Genomic DNA, 15,787 nt, shown 5'->3' with positions numbered 1-15,787 from the left:
TGGATAAGACGCAGGCTCAGAAGTATCCTGCGGGGCTACAGCAAAGGCAAAGGGATTAGCCGGGGCAAGGACAACATACGCTGGCCAAACAAATACTTTCAGGACCTTGGGTATTTTAGCCTTTATAATGCCCATTGCGCCTTGCTTCAGCCCTCATGAGGATAACCACCGACTGGAGAGCCGGATGCGGGAGATCCGCCAGTCCGGTTCGGAGGGAGGGGCGGTGCAAACCAATGCACCGTCCCTACCCCTATAGTCCTTTTAAGTGGTTACGGTTAGCCTGGGTTCCCGCCTTCGCGGGAATGACGAGTTTTTGTGAGACCATCAAGAATAGTTATCTGCGGGTATCGGCGAAAATCTGCGTCCTAATTTAATTTCATTGTCCAGGACTTCCCAAACCATGAATTATCCTATATCATTTTTTGATATAAATCAAGAATTTTTCTTTTTAAGCTTAACGACTTTCCCTTGTGCGGCCCGGTCCGTGATGGTCAAGCTCGGAAGCCGCTTAACGGCCTCTTGCATAGCTCCCGGCCCCAGGTGTGCATAACGTGCGCTCATTTGAACGGTGGAATGTCCTAATAGCTTTCCTATGGTGTAAATGAGCATACGATATTATTCGATGGCGGCATTTCGGGCGGCCTGCCTTCTCCATAACATTCAAATGCTGGCCTCCAGCAAGGCCGTGATGATGGGGGAAATCGGGCTGGATGTCAAAAAGGTCGAGGCCGTTGTTTTGAGCCACGGCCATTTTGACCATTTCGGTGGTCTCCCGGACTTTCTAAAAGAGGCCCCCAAACCCCTGTCTGTGGTCCTTCATCCCGGGGCTTTCGTTCCCCGTCGTTTTCAAATGGGCCCACAACTGTTCTTTGATATGCCCGGATTGGATGAGGATGCCTCATGCTTCATGGTGCCCGCTTCGGGACGGGCATGAATGTTTAGTAGAAAATAGCTCAAAATTTCAGCCTTCTGTTCATCGTAGAGAGGTCTGTCAGGCGAGATAGACGAGGTCTATTTCCCAGTTGAAAATCCATCATTAATCGGCTAATAATCTTTCCTTAGATCTTCATCCGCCAAGGCGGGAAGGTTTGGGCCGAAGGAAAGGTGAGTGCAGGAGCGACGTTTTGTTTTACGTTATCGGTGTGAAGGGTAACGTACGAAATACGCTTCACAAAATACGATATACGAAACAGGGCAGCAGGCAATAGGAGGAAACCCTATGATTAACGAAGACCTGATTCGAATTCTTTTTGTGGAAGATCTCCCCGCCGATGCGGAATTGGCCGAGTGGGAACTTCGAAACGAAGGGCTCCATTTCACCTCCATCCGGGTGGAAACCAAGGAAGAGTTTCTAAAAGCGCTTGAAGAATTCCGGCCCGATCTGATCATCTCGGACTATTCCATGCCGGAATTCGATGGCCTGACGGCTTTGAAGCTCTCTTTGAAACATGGTCCGGACATTCCTTTTATCATCCTGACCGGCTCGACTAATGAAGAGACGGCCGTTGATTGTATGAAAGTCGGGGCCACCGATTACGTCATCAAGGAACGCATCAGAAGGCTGCCTTTTGCCGTCCTGGAAGCCCTGGAGCAGAAAAAGGCACGCCTGGCCAAGGAAGAGGCGGAGAGGGCACTACTGGCCAGCGAGGAAAAGTATCGCAACATCTTCAATAATGCCGTCGAAGGCATCTTCCAAGCGACTCCGGATGGGCGTTTCCTGACAGCCAATCCGGCCTTGGCCCGCTTATATGGGTACGGTTCCCCGGAAGAGCTGATTGAAACCGTCACCGATATTGCCAAACAGATTTATGTCGACCCGGAGCAGCGCCGGGAATATAGCCGTATCCTGGAAGAAAAGGGCGAGGTCAAAGACTATGAACTGCATCTGAAACGGAAAGACGGAACGCCCTTCTGGATTTCCATTAATGCCCGGGCAGTATATGATTCGATGGGGAAAATTCTGTTCTACGAAGGCCTCTCCGAAGATATTACCCGGCGCAAGGAAGCAGAAAAAAAACTCAGTGAGTCCCTGGAAAGCCTTCGGAAGGCCATCGGGACCACCATTCAGGTGATGGTGGCGGCTGTAGAGACCAAAGACCCCTATACGGCCGGTCACCAGAAAAGGACCACGGATTTGGCCAGGGCCATTGCCTCGGAGATGGGGCTTCCTCAGGATAGGATAGAAGGCATCCGGATGGCCGGCGCCATCCATGATATCGGTAAGTTATCGGTACCGGCGGAGATCCTGAGCAAACCGACCAAGCTCAGTGCGATAGAATTTTCTTTGATCAAGGAACACTCCAAATATGGTTATGCGATCCTGAAAGAAGTGGAATCCCCCTGGCCTTTGGCCGATATGATTCTCCAACACCATGAGCGAATGGATGGCTCCGGTTATCCCCAGGGGTTGAAAGGGGAGGATATCCTTCTCGAGGCCCGGATCATCGCCGTGGCCGACGTGGTGGAGGCCATCGCTTCCTTTCGTCCTTACCGGCCGGCCCTGGGGATCGAGGCGGCCTTGGAGGAGATTGAGAAGAATGCGGGGGTAATGTATGATAAGGAGGTGGTAGTGAGCTGTCTAAGATTGTTCCGGGAGAGAGGGTTTGGATTTGAATGATAAAAAAGCAGGCGACAGGCAACAGCAAGGTTGAGGTTCAGGTGAGGGAAATGCAGAATAGTTACAGGTGATATGGCATTCGGTAAGGACAATAACTTCCTGTTCCAATCGACCGGAAAGGGATTTTTCTGTAGTAATGAGGTCATAATGAGTTTGTAGATTCATCCAACTCTGGGCATCGGTGCCGAAAAACCGGGCCAGACGCAGCGCAATATCCGACGGTTTCTGGATTATTGGGAAGGTTTGTTTGGGCCGCGGCACGTTGACATTTTGGGTCTGTTAGAAAGGATACGATGAAAACCACCTCCTTACAAAACCGGATTCTCATTCCCTTGACCCTTGGCTTATTCTCTCTCCTGGTCGTTTTTTTGGTCAGTCTCTTTTGGATCGAACGAAATAATATCACCATAAGGGTTAAACACCAGTTTGAATCGAGTGAACATTTTTTCTACGCCCAACAGGAAAATGACGCCCGCCTTTTAATCGGCCTGCTGGAATCGATTATGAATGACCGGGCCATTCAAACGGCCATGAAGGGCAAAGATCGCCAGGTCTTGCTTTCCCGTACTGCCCCCTTATTCAAACGAATAGCCGCCTACCATCCCGTGACCCATCTATATTTTAGCGATGCCCAACGGATCAACCTCCTTCGGGTCCATCAACCCAACCGATACGGGGATCGCATCGACCGTGTTACGACCTTAAGGGCGGAGAAGACCGGTAAGATTGTCTACGGCCTGGAGTTAGGCCCTCTGGGGACCTTGACCTTGCGGGTTGTGGCCCCGATGATCGTAGACGGCAAAAGGATCGGTTTTGTGGAACTGGGTGAGGAAATCGATCACATTACCGCCAAATTTAAAAAATTCCTTGGCGTAGAACTGATAGTCCATCTCCATAAAAAGTTTCTTCGTCGTTCCGATTGGGAGGCGGGAATGAAAATGTTGGGCCGGGCCTCTGACTGGGATCGGTTTCCGGATGTCGTCTTAGTGGAACAGACCTTACCGGTCAACCCGGAGGCCCTGCCTTTATTTTTCTCTGAAGGCTCCCATAGGGCTGAAACCAATGATGTGGAAATAGTTTCACAAAACCGCCGGTTTCGGGGTCGATTTCTGGTTATTAAGGATTTTCAGGGCGTGCAAGTGGGCGACATGGTCGTCCTGATCGATGTAACCGGTCAAGTCACCAGACTCTATTACACCATGGGGGGTATAGCCCTTTTCTCTGTTTCCGTGGGAGGCGTGCTCTTTTTTTTGTTTCGCTTTTTTCTGGGGCGGGTTGAATATCAGTTGACCACGGCCCAACAGAAAATTATTGATCTGGAAAAGAACCGTACCCGCATAGAGTCGGAAGCCAAATTTTATTCCGTGGCCCAATCGGTGAACGACGCCATGATCTCCTGTGACCCCTCGGGGGAAATTACCTTCTGGAACCAGGCGGCGGTCGATATGTTCGGCTATCAGGAAGAAGAGGTCCTGGGCCAGCCCCTGACTATGCTCATCCCGGAACGATACCGGGAAGCCCACCTGAAGGGAATGGAACGCATCCACTCCGGTGGGCAGCCCAGGATAATCGGAAAAACCACTGAGCTCTATGGGGTAAAAAAAGAGGGGACAGAATTTCCTTTGGAGCTTTCTCTGGCCCGATGGACAGCCGGAAATGAAACATTCTATGCTGGTTTTATTCGGGATATTACCCAACGCAAACAGGCCCAAAAAGCCTTATTGGAAAGTGAGGATCGATACCGGGACCTGGTGGAGAACAGCCAGGATCTCATCTGCACGCACGATCTGGACGGTCGCCTCCTCTCCGTAAATCCCAGGCCGGCGAAGGTGTTAGGCTATACCCGGGACGATCTTTTACAGATGAATTTGCGCGATATTCTCATCCCCGAGATGCGTCAAAAATTCGGGGAATACCTGGAAGAGATCAAAACGAATCGTGCCTCTCAGGGCCTGATGTTCGTTCAGACAGCCAAAGGGGAACAACGTATCTGGGAATACAACAATACCTTGCGAACAGAGGGAGTAATGGAACCGATTGTCCGGGGCATGGCCCATGATGTCACCGAGCAGAAGCGGGCTGAAAAGGCACTGCAGCGAAGTGAAACGCTGCTTACGCAGACGCAAAAGATGACCAAGGTTGGCGGGTGGGAATACGATGTAGAAAAAGGCAAGCTGGTCTGGACGGCAGAGGTATACCGAATCTACGGAGTCTCCCCTGAAACGTATGATCCCAATGATATTAGCCGGAATATAGCCTTCTACGAGGACCGAAAGACCATCGAGAAGGCATTCAAAAGGGCGGTCGAACTTGGGGAACCCTATGAGCTTGATTTGATGTTCAAAAATGCCCAAGGGGAAATCCTCTGGGTACGGACCAGTGGACAGGCGGAAACCAAAGGCGGTAAGGTCGTGCGCGTCTTCGGTAATTTTTGGGACATCACCGAGCGCAAGAAAGCCGAGGCGGCTCTCAGACATACAGAGCAACGATACCGTACCCTGTTCGAGGAAGCGCCGGCCATGTATGTCATTATGTTTAACAAAGGCGGCATCCCCATCATCGCCGACTGTAATGAGTTGTTTCTAAAAACCCTGCGCTATCCCCGGGCTGAGGTCGTAAATCGCCCTCTGGCCGATTTCTACACACCCGCATCGCGATACCATCTGCTTGAAGGAGGCGGATACCAGAGGGCATTGAAAAACCAATGCCTGGACGAAGAGCGTGAATTGGTTACGAGTGATGGCCATATCGTCCATACATTACTCCGGGCTTTACCGGAAGTTAATGCCGACGGTCACGTTTATGGAACACGGGCCATGTTTGTAAACATCACCGAGCGCAAACAGGCCGAGGCCGAGCGGGAGCGGCTGATGGCGGCCATCGAACAGGCCGGGGAGAACGTCTTTATCACCGACCCCGAGGGGACCATCCAGTATGTCAATCCGGCCTTTGAGACCGTGACAGGCTATACTCGAGAAGAGGCTCTTGGCCGGAACCCGCGCCTGCTCAAGAGTGGGCAGCAGGACGAGGTCTTCTACCGCGAGTTGTGGGAAACCATCTCCGCCGGCCGAACCTGGAAAGGCCGCATGATCAACAGACGCAAGGATGGAAAACTTTACACCGAGGAGGCCACCATCTCCCCGGTACGCGACGAGGATGGCCGAATCGTCAACTACGTGGCTGTCAAACGGGACATCACGGAACATCTTCGACTGGCGGATCAGCTCCAACAGGCCCAGAAGATGGAATCCGTTGGGAGATTGGCCGGCGGGGTGGCCCACGATTTCAACAACCTTTTGACCGCCATTATCGGGAATGCCCAAATAGTCCTCCTGGGTATCGGTAAGGATGAAACCTTTTGTGACGGCCTGAATGAAATCGTGGCGGCCGGAGAAAAGGCGGCCTTGCTGACCAGGCAACTACTGGCCTTCAGCCGGAAACAGGTGTTCCGGCCAGAAGTGATCAACCTCAATGAGGTGGTCCCGGACATAGAAAAGATGCTGCGGCGTCTTATTGGGGAGGATATCGAATTGGAAACCATTCTGGCCACCGATCTGGGTCAGGTTGAGGTCGATGCAATGCAGATTGAGCAGGTGATCATCAACCTGGCGGTGAATGCCAGGGATGCCATGCCCCGAGGAGGGAAATTAATCATCGAAACGGCTAATGTCGAGCTGGACGAGGAATACGCCGCCAACCATATATCCGTAACCCCGGGACCTTATGTGGTATTGAGCATCGGCGACAATGGTATCGGCATGACCCGCGAGGTTCAGGACCAGATCTTCGATCCCTTTTTTACCACCAAGGAAAAAGGCAAGGGGACCGGCCTGGGATTATCAACGGTCTACGGGATTGTAAAACAAAGCAAGGGGAATATCTGGGTCTACAGCGAAATCGGTAAAGGGACTATCTTTAAGGTCTATCTGCCTCGGGTGGATAAAGAGGAGGAAAAGGAAAAGGGAGAAAGGATAAAGGATGAAGTGCGGGGCGGCTCGGAGACGGTCCTGGTGGTGGAAGACGAAGAAAGCGTTCGAAATCTTATTGTCATGGTTCTCGAACGATTCGGCTACCGGGTCTTAACTGCCGGGAATGGGCAGGAAGCTCTGGAGATATTTGAAGGGCCTGAAAATTCCATCGACCTGCTGTTGACCGATGTGATCATGCCCAGGATGGGCGGTAGAGAACTGGCCGAGCGGCTGGAAGGGCTGCAGCCGGACCTGAAGGTGCTCTTTATGTCCGGTTACACGGACAATGCCATTGTTCACCACGGTATCCTGGATAAGGGGATCGCCTTTATCCAGAAGCCCTTCAGGCCTGAGGACCTGGCCCGGAAGGTGCGGGAAGTACTGGAGGGATAAACTTGGATGAAGAAACAAGCCGGAAAGGGCTTATAAGGGATTACTCCAATCGAAAGGTTATGGGGATGACGAGCTTGGCCTCGGCCGGCGGTTTCGGGAAAGGGGCCGTGTCTTTGACGGTCTCCATGGCCTTTTTATCTAATACCTCGAAGCCGGAACTCTGGATGACCTTGACATCTTTAACCGATCCATCGGAAGCGATGATAAAAGAAAGCTGGACCATGCCCTGCCAGCCCATACGGCGCGCCAGTGTCGGGTAGCTGATATTATTAAGAATTTTATCCCGGATATAGGCGAAGTGTTCTTTAAGATATCGGGCTTTGGCTGCCTCGGTCTTGCCATCCGAACCTGGATTTTCTCCGCCGCCTGTAACTTGGCCTGTCCCCAGGCCGGTTCCGGTCCCGTCCCTCACCCGACCAGGAGTACCCGCGACGCCCTCCTGGGCGGACTTTGTGCCGACAACCATTCTTAGACCCAGGGACGGGCTTTCCGTACTTTGGACTTCCGGGGGGTTCACCACTGGTGGAATGTCCACGGGTGGGGCTGCTTCGGGTTTTTTAACCTGCTCAAGGGGTTCATTTTTCGTTAAGCTTTGAGCCTGGTTGGTTTTCATCTCTTTTTTCCGGGGGAGGGGAGCCGTGGGGGGCGAGGCGACTGTTTTGACTAAAGGTTCCGGTTTGTACAAGTTGAAGTCCAGGACCATTATCTTTATTGACACTCCCATTTGGGTGCTTAGACCCAGGGCGGCGACCAACAGGATGCTATGAAACAAAAAGGAGATCTGGAAGGCTTTGACCTGGACTCTCATTTTACCTCCTCGGTCTGCAGACTCACCCTGGAAAATTCCAGACCCTTGACCACATCCAGGACACTGACAAAGGTCTGCAGGATGAGCTGCCGATCGGCCCGAATCAGGACCGGGACTTTTTTGTTCATGGAGGCCAGGCTGGTTTTCAACCCTTCCAGAGATACCGGTTTGGTATTCAGATAAATTTTTCCTGCCTTATCGATTTCCACCGTCTGGGTCTTCAGTATTTCTCCCTGGCTTCGATGGGCCTTAGGCAGATCCATGGGGATCATCCCGCTGGCTATAAAGGAAGAGGTGGTCAGGGTAATGGTCAGGAGGACCAGCATGACATCCACTAAGGGGATGACATTGATATAATCAAAGGACTTTTCTTCCATGTTCAATCTCCCAAGACATCAGCAAAACCTTAATTTTTCTAAGCAGAAAATTGTATAACGATACGGAAGGAATGGCTACCAGAAGACCGACGGCCGTGGCTTTCAGGGCCAGGGCCAGGCCGACCATGATCTTGCCCGTATCCATAAAGCCCTCCTGCCCGATGGTATAAAAAGTAAGCATGATACCCAGGACCGTACCCAGAAGACCGATATAGGGGGCGTTGCTGCCGATCGTGGCGATGAGATGGAGCTTTCGGGTGAGTTCCAGCTCGAGGGTCTTTTGGTCCGGAAAACCCTCGATCCGGATCTGCCTGAAAACGAAAAACCTTTCAATGGCGATCCCAATGGCAATCATGCTGAGAATAATTAAAAATCCAATGATACCGTAATCTACGGCCATTTTAAGCCAATCCATTTTTTCTCCTTTTCGATTTCAATAAGGCCCAAATCCCGAAAATGGCCAGGATAAAGCTGACGCCGACAAGGCCTTTGGTATATTGGGCGACCAGAGGTTTTTTAAAGGATTTCATGAAAAGGTTTTGATTGACTTCGATCGTGATCCGGGCTCCGTGGGGGCCGTGATCGGAATCTTCCTGAACCTGGACCACCCATTTCCCCTGCCGGTCGGGCAGAAAGGAGACAAAACCGTTTTTATCCGTCCGGCCTTTCTGGTGGGGAATTTTATCGGAAGGGCCGAAGATTTCATAGGCGGAATAACTTATCGGCTTATCCGGTCCGGAAAAAATCCTGACGCTGATCCCTTTGTTTTCGACCTGATATTGAATGGTGTGGGCCGTGGCCGGAGGGCTGAGTCCGGCTACTATCCCGATAATCATGACCAGCAGGCCGGTTTGGATGACCCCGGCCCTACAGGTCTGGTTGTAATAAAAAAAATTGGGTTTTCTCATATGGAATTTCCTTATTAATTGGTGGGTTCCGCTATCACTCCACCCACCCTACATTTTGGGTTAGGCGATGGGGCAATCCACCTGGACAAAGTTTTTTTCGATCCTATGGCAATATTCCCGTAGGGTGGGTGCAGCGAAGCGTAACCCACCAATTGCTACCTGACCTGGAAAGTCAGGGAAGCCGCATAGGATTGTTTGTCGCAGACCGTCGGATCCGGGTAAGCAAAATCCTGCCGGGCGATCAGCAGCCATAGGCCCTCTTTAAGGAGCCTGATCCTGGCGACCCCCTCTTTATCCGTCGAAGTGGTATAGGCAAAGGTGTTGGGCTCAGTGGAAAATCCGGCATAGGTCCCATAAAGGGTGTTCCTGGCCGGATTTCCCCGAATGAGGATCTTGACCATCAATAGATCGCCTGCTTTGAGTTTGCCTGGATCCTGCAAGGGAACTATTTCCATCGGATGGCCCAGGACCTTTGAGTAAACGTCCCCTGCCGCAACCCCAACCGTGAAAAGGGCCTTGGCATATTTCTCCGAATGGCTGCACTCGATGACGTCCTTCAGGTCTCTTTTATTCTTTCCCCGTTGGTAGCCATCCACGGTCTTGCTGGAAAACAAGACCTTTTTTTTAACGACCGCCATATAGGACCCATCGGTCTTGAGGGGAAGGTTGGATTTATATTTCTCGTTTCCTTCCGGTATGGAAGGGATTTCCTTACCATCAGGGCTTAAAAACAAGACTGTGTCCACCTGGCCTGACGGCAGCAACTCCTTGCCGGGGATCACGAAGCTGTGGGCATTGGTCACACTAAGTACTGCCGGATCGGATTGGTTGAGCCGGTAGTTCTGCATATTGATCCAGGTGTCATGTGCCTGGCTTAACCCCACAGGGACCATCGAAAACAGAAAAACAATAAAAAACATCCGGAACGATTTTTGGTCTATCATCTTTTTCATTGGATCTCCTTTAAAAATTAAATTTCAAATTGGCAAAAAAGGTCCTTCTCGGATAGGGGTGGGAAACGTGATATAATACGTTGGTGAGGTTGTCGACCCCGACGGCGGCCGTCAGATTCTTGTGCAGTTTATAGGAAAACTTGGTGTCAAAAACCAGGAAACGATCGATTGCACCATATCCGTCGTTGGTATCGCTGTTGTCCAGCGTTCCGAACTGTTTGCTGGCATAATGCCCGCTGAAGGTCACAAACCAGCGTTCCGAAGGGGCATAGTCCAGAACGCATTTCAGCCGCCATTTCGGCACCCGGGGGAAGGTCTTACCGACGCTGGCCGGGACATTGTCGTTCCTCAGAATCTCCGACTCGGTCCAGGCGACATTGGTAAATAATCCCAGACCGGGGATCAGGAATCTTTGCAGATTTACAGCCAACTCGATCCCTCTGGTCCTGACCTCATCGACGTTCTGGTAGTTGGTCCAATTGGTATAGAAGCTGGTTTGGTTGTTAATGGCGTCCTTGACGTCATCTTCGAAAAAGGTCAGACGGGTATCCCCCAGACTGCCAAGGGCGCGGGTAATGGTGAAATCCTTGGCGAAGATCTTCTCCGGCTTCAGATCAGGATTGCCGTTGTTGATCATTCCCTGGGAGGTAATCCCCCCGTAATAGAGTTCCCCGACTGTGGGGTATCGATTGGCCAATCCGAGGGAAAAACGGAGCCGCCAGTCCTCCGATGGTTTAAAGGTGGTTGAGAATTTCGGGGAAAACCCCTTTTCGTTTTTATCGGCCAGACCGGTTGTGATGCGTCCGGTAAGTCCGTCGGTCGATTTGGCCCCGTCGAATCCCTTCCACCATTCATACCGGCCTCCCAGATAGACGGACCATTGTTTGTCGAGGTTCCAGGTGTCTTCCAGAAAAAAACCATGGGTCTCCGTTTTCCCTTGATCCCTTTGACTGAGACTGGTCCGGATGTCCCTATCCCAATCCGAGGCGTTCCAGGTCGACGAGTCTACATAATAACGGTCGAAGTGGTAACCGGTCCCAAGGGTATGCACACCAAGCCATTTAAGATCGTATGAACCTTTCAGATCGGCCGTATTCCAGCCATTGTCATTATCCGTTACCTTGCCCGCTCCTCCGCTTTCGGACACCGTAGGGCTTACGCCCGATTGACGGGTGATGTCTTTGGCCAGATTATAGAAGCTGGTGGAGACCGACAGTTTCAGACCGGTTGCCGAGTTGAGCCCATAAGTGAGGGCATAGAGAAAGTCCTGTTTTTCTGCCTTTTGGTAGGTGAAGGTGTTGGCAGCCAGATTATAACTCTTACCGTTTATGACCACCGGTCCTGAGTAGACCGGCCTTCCCTGGGCGTCCCGCAAATAGGTTTCTGGTGCGCCGTTTTGTTGCCGGCTGTCCCAAAAAGCCCAGATAAAACGGATCTGTTGCTCGGAGGTTAAATCATAGGCCATTTTGACCTTAAGGGTGTTGTTCACCAGTTCCTGCTTCCCGTAGCTTCCCAGAATGTATCTTTTCGCTCCCTTGGGATCCGAATCGGATACCCATCCGGTGACTGCACTGCCCCCGGAGACACCTCCGGCCGAGGCCTGCCTGGTAATGTAGGTGGTTGGCTGGACGTCCGTCTCAAGCCGGTCATACCAGGCCAGGAAAGAAAGCCCCCCGATTTTATCTCCATAGGAGACGTTGGCCGTGTATCCCCGGAGGTCCAGATTGGTATGGTATTCCTGGAAGTTCTGATAGAAGGTATTGGCATCGGCCCGGATTTCCCTCTTTTGAGGAAAGCGGGTGGTGATCATAGCCGTACCGGAAAGCGAATTGCCGCTGAGGGCCGCCGAATAGGGGCCGTAAATGACATCCACCCGCTCGATCTCCTCGGGTGCCACCATCTGCCATTTGGGTCCGTTGCTGTTTCCGGCGGCCAGAAAATCGCTGATCCGGATTCCGTCGGCCAGCACCAGGGTCCGGGCGGTCAGAAACGAGGCATTGCCCCGGATGATCAAAGGCCTGTTGGTGGAGCCCGGGGCAAGTTTACGTAAATAGGAACCGGGCAGGTACTTGAAGACATCCGAGGTATCAATGGCATTGATCCGCTCAATACCTTCGGGGGTTAAGGATTCGACTACGGCGGGGATGTTGACCAAGGCTTCATTCGATATCCTGCCGGTGGGGGTGACGACAATCTCCTCAAGCTCAAGTTTGGTTTCTTCCTGTCCGGGCTTTTCCATTATCTCTTCGGCCTGCGACAATGGCATATTAATAATCCAACTCAGAAGAAGGCTCATAAAAACAGTAAGGAACCACCTCATAGATTTCCTCCTTTTTCTTTTTGTTTTTTCACCCCCTTTCTGGTATTAACTAAAAAGGGGGGCGTTTGTTCGGTACGACGTTACTCCTGCCGGCAGGGCGCCCCTGGCCAAAGGTTGTGGCCCTGCCGGCTTCTTATCTTTACCCATTTCCTTATAGGCATTGGAGTTTCATCTCCTCCAACACCTCCTTGTATGTCACTTAAAACGCACGCTTGATCAGCGTAAAGTCCTTTCCCCTGAAATAAAAAAGGCCAAGAAAACCCGGCTGTTTTTCAGCCCTGGCCTTCGTGGCCTTAACTAAGATACTTGCTTTTAATCAAACAAGGAATGGCCTTCGTAGCCTTCCTGAAACAAATTAATACGACAGTTTCTCCTCAGATGTCAATAAAAAAAGAATCCTTGTTCTTGAAAAGGTACATCAACGTAATCCCTCTCTAAAAAAGGGAAGCCACGAAAACCTCCCGATCTTCAGACCAGGTGATTGCCTTCGTGGCTTCTTTTGTAACTAAAGTTGTGGCTTCCCTTTAATGGCAGCACTGATGCTGGTGGTCATGATGGTCGTCATCATGACGATGCTCATGGGCATGCTTTTGCGGTTCATGCTTGTGTTCATGCCCATCGTGGGTATGAGCCTCCTCGGTATGCTCATGCTCGTGTTCATGTTTCTCTTTGGTATGGCAACACATGGTATCCTCACCTCCTTTAGACTAAATTTTATTTAAAAATAATACATAACAGAGTTTATTTCAAGATAAATTTATCTGAGACGGATCTCCTGTAAGACAGGTGGAACTTCGTTTCACCCACTGATATAAAAATGAAGTGAATACCTTGTTTTTGTGGTGGGTTACGCTTCGCTGCCCCCACCCTACAGGCTCCTTTTTAGGAAGGGACAGAAAGACAAAAGGAAAAAGGGAGGCTGAAAAAGGGAATTGACAAGCCTCGATGATTCTGATTAATTAAATAGCGTTAGATCCAGGTGTCCTTAAGAAGGACGTCAATAGGGAAGCCGGTGAAAGACCGGCGCGGTCCCGCCACTGTAAAGGGGTACAATCCCTGCAATAACCACTGTTTCACCCGAGGATGGCTGAGGGTGGAATGGGAAGGGCAGGGGGAGAATAATCCCTGAGTCAGGAAACCTGCCTGGATCTCCTCACGAAAACGTCTTCGAGGTAAAGACCGGTGAGGGGGTTCAAAAATGGTTCCCCGACCGGCAGATGCCCGGCCGGGGATTTTTTTTTGGGCTTCCTCTCCCCAAAGGAGGGGTCATGGAACAGGAAAGACGGAAAAACTGACCGATAAGATTCTTCGGGGATCGGGGGGCGGGGATCAGGGGTCAGTCAGATGAAGTTGCAAGTTTCAAGTTGCAAGATGCAAGTATGAAGACCGGGATCGGGGAGCAGGGGTCGGCAAAAGCTTTTTTCATGATACATAGTGCCCTACCCCTGGCCTCCCCCTCGATGGGGAAGGTGAGGGAGGGGGGCCGTAACTCGTAACTCGCAACCCGAAACAGTGCTTCTTGTCTTTAAACGCCGGGTCCAAACATTTTGACTTTGTGGATTTCTTGGTATAGATTTTTAAAATTCCGTTCCTGCCTTTTGCGGGAAAAACTCCGGAGGGAATTAAGGGAAAGGTGCAGCCCATGAAAACATCTAAAGATAAAGAAGAAGCGATGGCCGGAAAGAGTGGCCCGCCCATTGATAAAAAAACCGACCGGCATCCGATACGTCCTGAACTGGCCGAGGTGATCCAGCGCCATTCTTTCGGCCTTGATGCAAATCGCCCCGAGGCGGTGGCCCGGCGGCGGCAAAAAAACCAGCGCACGGTCCGCGCCAACATAGAGGACCTCTGCGACCCGGGACGTTTCATTGAATACGGCGCACTCGCCATCGCCGCCCAACGGGGGCGGCGTTCCATGGAAGACCTCATCAGCAAGACCCCGGCCGACGGCCTGATCACAGGCATCGGGTCGGTAAACGGCTCCCAATGCGGAGATGACCAGGCCCGCTGTCTGGTGATGGCCTATGATTATACCGTTCTGGCCGGCACCCAGGGTTATTTTAACCACAAAAAGAAGGATCGTATACTGAAGCTGGCCTATGAGCAGCGCCTGCCCCTGATTTTTTTCGGGGAAGGCGGCGGTGGAAGGCCGGGCGATGTTGATGCCGACGGGGTCGTAGTGGCAGGGCTGGATTTATCGACCTTCGCCTTGTTCGCCAGACTCAGCGGCCGGGTTCCGATGATAGGCCTCGTATCAGGACCCTGTTTTGCAGGCAATGCAGCCCTGCTCGGCTGCTGCGATGTGATTATTGCCACCAGGAATTCCAATATCGGTATGGGCGGACCGGTGATGATTGAAGGCGGCGGACTCGGGGTTTTCAGACCGGAGGAGGTTGGCCCCATTGAGGTGCAGACCAAAAACGGCGTAGTCGATATCGCTGTGGCGGATGATCAGGAGATGGTGGCCGCGGCCAGGCAATATCTTTCTTATTTCCAGGGAACGACTTCCCCCTGGGAGGCCGCCGACCAGGGTATTCTGCGGGGCTTGCTGCCGGAAAACCGGCGCCGGGTTTATGAAGTGCGGACCGTGATTAAAACGCTTGCCGATACGGGATCGTTTCTGGAGCTTCGGCCCCAATTCGGACCCGGAATGGTTACGGGCCTGATCCGCATCGAAGGAAGACCTTTCGGTCTGATCGCCAACAACTGCAAGCATATGGGCGGAGCTATCGAAGCCGAAGATGCCGACAAAGCCGTGCGCCTGATGCAGCTTTGCAATGCCCATGGCCTGCCGATACTGTCTTTGTGCGACACCCCGGGATTCATGGTGGGGCCGGAGATCGAGAAACGGGCCCAGGTTCGCCATGTTTGCCGTATGTTTGTTGTCGGCGCTCATCTAACCATACCGTACTTTACGGTTGTTTTACGCCGGGGATACGGTCTGGGAGCCATGGCTATGGCCAGGGGGGGCTTTCATGAATCGTTCTTCACGGTGGCCTGGCCGACCGGAGAATTCGGGGGCATGGGGCTGGAAGGCGCGGTTAAAGCCGGATACAAGAAAGAGCTTGCGGCTATTGAAAATCCCAAGGAGCGTGAAGCGCTCTACGAAAAATTGGTTGCCCAACTCTATGAGAGGGGAAAGGCCATCAATATGGCCTCCCATCTCGAAATCGATGCCGTAATTGATCCGGCCGAGACCCGCCGCTGGCTTCTGGAAGGCTTGAGATCCGTCCCGGCTGAAGGCAGGAAGGGGACCGGACACTCTTTCGTCGATCCGTGGTAAAAAGTAATAGTTCAGCCACCAAGTCACAAAGCCACAAAGGTTAAATAATAATTCTCTATATCCCTTCTTTGCGCCTTCGTGTCTTAGTGGCAGAACGGGTAAAAAAAAGCTTGACAAGGGGTTGGGACTGGGGTATGAAAAAATACTAAACATATTGACT

10 protein-coding genes and 1 riboswitch are annotated in these 15,787 nt (G+C 51.9%); of the genes, 4 read left to right on the top strand and 6 right to left on the bottom strand.

Going from position 1 to position 15,787, the window contains the following annotated elements; all coding sequences use genetic code 11:
- The first annotated feature begins 622 nt into the window (after window positions 1-622).
- From HY879_04295 to HY879_04285, 3 genes are all read left to right on the top strand, one after another.
- Window positions 623-934: an MBL fold metallo-hydrolase gene (locus tag HY879_04295; GenBank protein ID MBI5602555.1), complete on the top strand. Its 312-nt coding sequence runs from the start codon at window positions 623-625 to the stop codon at window positions 932-934.
- A 285-nt stretch (window positions 935-1,219) separates the two neighbouring features.
- Window positions 1,220-2,617, top strand: a complete 1,398-nt coding sequence (locus tag HY879_04290; protein MBI5602554.1) for an HD domain-containing protein — start codon at window positions 1,220-1,222, stop codon at window positions 2,615-2,617.
- Between the two features lie 293 nt (window positions 2,618-2,910).
- Window positions 2,911-6,978 carry a PAS domain S-box protein gene (locus HY879_04285; protein MBI5602553.1) on the top strand — a complete coding sequence of 1,356 codons (4,068 nt, stop codon included), beginning with the start codon at window positions 2,911-2,913 and terminating at the stop codon, window positions 6,976-6,978.
- 40 nt (window positions 6,979-7,018) lie between these two features.
- Here HY879_04285 and HY879_04280 read toward each other — a convergent pair whose 3' ends face one another.
- From HY879_04280 to HY879_04255, 6 genes are all read right to left on the bottom strand, one after another.
- A complete protein-coding gene (locus tag HY879_04280) occupies window positions 7,019-7,786 on the bottom strand; it encodes an energy transducer TonB (protein MBI5602552.1) in 768 nt (255 codons plus the stop codon).
- Window positions 7,783-8,163, bottom strand: coding sequence for a biopolymer transporter ExbD (locus HY879_04275; protein ID MBI5602551.1), 381 nt, complete (start codon window positions 8,161-8,163; stop codon window positions 7,783-7,785). Before HY879_04275 ends, HY879_04280 begins: the two co-directional genes overlap by 4 nt.
- Complete coding sequence (gene exbB / locus HY879_04270) at window positions 8,144-8,578, bottom strand: TonB-system energizer ExbB (GenBank protein ID MBI5602550.1); 435 nt, start codon at window positions 8,576-8,578, stop codon at window positions 8,144-8,146. The genes HY879_04275 and exbB overlap by 20 nt, the downstream gene beginning before the upstream one ends.
- Window positions 8,565-8,999: a hypothetical protein gene (locus HY879_04265; GenBank protein MBI5602549.1), complete on the bottom strand. Its 435-nt coding sequence runs from the start codon at window positions 8,997-8,999 to the stop codon at window positions 8,565-8,567. Before HY879_04265 ends, exbB begins: the two co-directional genes overlap by 14 nt.
- Before the next feature lie 227 nt (window positions 9,000-9,226).
- Window positions 9,227-10,024 (bottom strand): DUF4198 domain-containing protein, encoded by a 798-nt coding sequence (locus tag HY879_04260; protein ID MBI5602548.1) that lies wholly within the window; start codon window positions 10,022-10,024, stop codon window positions 9,227-9,229.
- A gap of 10 nt (window positions 10,025-10,034) precedes the next feature.
- Window positions 10,035-12,344 (bottom strand): TonB-dependent receptor, encoded by a 2,310-nt coding sequence (locus HY879_04255; protein ID MBI5602547.1) that lies wholly within the window; start codon window positions 12,342-12,344, stop codon window positions 10,035-10,037.
- Window positions 12,345-13,304: 960 nt separating this feature from the next.
- Window positions 13,305-13,506: riboswitch (cobalamin riboswitch) on the top strand.
- A gap of 480 nt (window positions 13,507-13,986) precedes the next feature.
- Between HY879_04255 and HY879_04250 the strand changes: the two genes are divergently transcribed.
- Window positions 13,987-15,627 carry a biotin carboxylase gene (locus HY879_04250; protein MBI5602546.1) on the top strand — a complete coding sequence of 547 codons (1,641 nt, stop codon included), beginning with the start codon at window positions 13,987-13,989 and terminating at the stop codon, window positions 15,625-15,627.
- Window positions 15,628-15,787: the final 160 nt, after the last annotated feature.

This window comes from Deltaproteobacteria bacterium (assembly GCA_016219225.1).
Classification (GTDB): domain Bacteria; phylum Desulfobacterota; class RBG-13-43-22; order RBG-13-43-22; family RBG-13-43-22; genus RBG-13-43-22.
The sequence above is the reverse complement of the archived record's forward strand: the minus strand, read 5'-3'. Positions and strand labels throughout refer to the sequence as shown.

Excerpts from the sequence above, each read along its gene's own strand:
- HY879_04295 (MBI5602555.1), top strand. The coding sequence starts at position 623 with ATGGCGGCATTTCGGGCGGCCTGCCTTCTCCATAACATTCAAATGCTG.
- HY879_04290 (MBI5602554.1), top strand. The coding sequence starts at position 1,220 with ATGATTAACGAAGACCTGATTCGAATTCTTTTTGTGGAAGATCTCCCC.
- HY879_04285 (MBI5602553.1), top strand. The coding sequence starts at position 2,911 with ATGAAAACCACCTCCTTACAAAACCGGATTCTCATTCCCTTGACCCTT.
- HY879_04280 (MBI5602552.1), bottom strand. The coding sequence starts at position 7,786 with ATGAGAGTCCAGGTCAAAGCCTTCCAGATCTCCTTTTTGTTTCATAGC.
- HY879_04275 (MBI5602551.1), bottom strand. The coding sequence starts at position 8,163 with ATGGAAGAAAAGTCCTTTGATTATATCAATGTCATCCCCTTAGTGGAT.
- exbB (MBI5602550.1), bottom strand. The coding sequence starts at position 8,578 with ATGGATTGGCTTAAAATGGCCGTAGATTACGGTATCATTGGATTTTTA.
- HY879_04265 (MBI5602549.1), bottom strand. The coding sequence starts at position 8,999 with ATGATTATCGGGATAGTAGCCGGACTCAGCCCTCCGGCCACGGCCCAC.
- HY879_04260 (MBI5602548.1), bottom strand. The coding sequence starts at position 10,024 with ATGAAAAAGATGATAGACCAAAAATCGTTCCGGATGTTTTTTATTGTT.
- HY879_04255 (MBI5602547.1), bottom strand. The coding sequence starts at position 12,344 with ATGAGGTGGTTCCTTACTGTTTTTATGAGCCTTCTTCTGAGTTGGATT.
- HY879_04250 (MBI5602546.1), top strand. The coding sequence starts at position 13,987 with ATGAAAACATCTAAAGATAAAGAAGAAGCGATGGCCGGAAAGAGTGGC.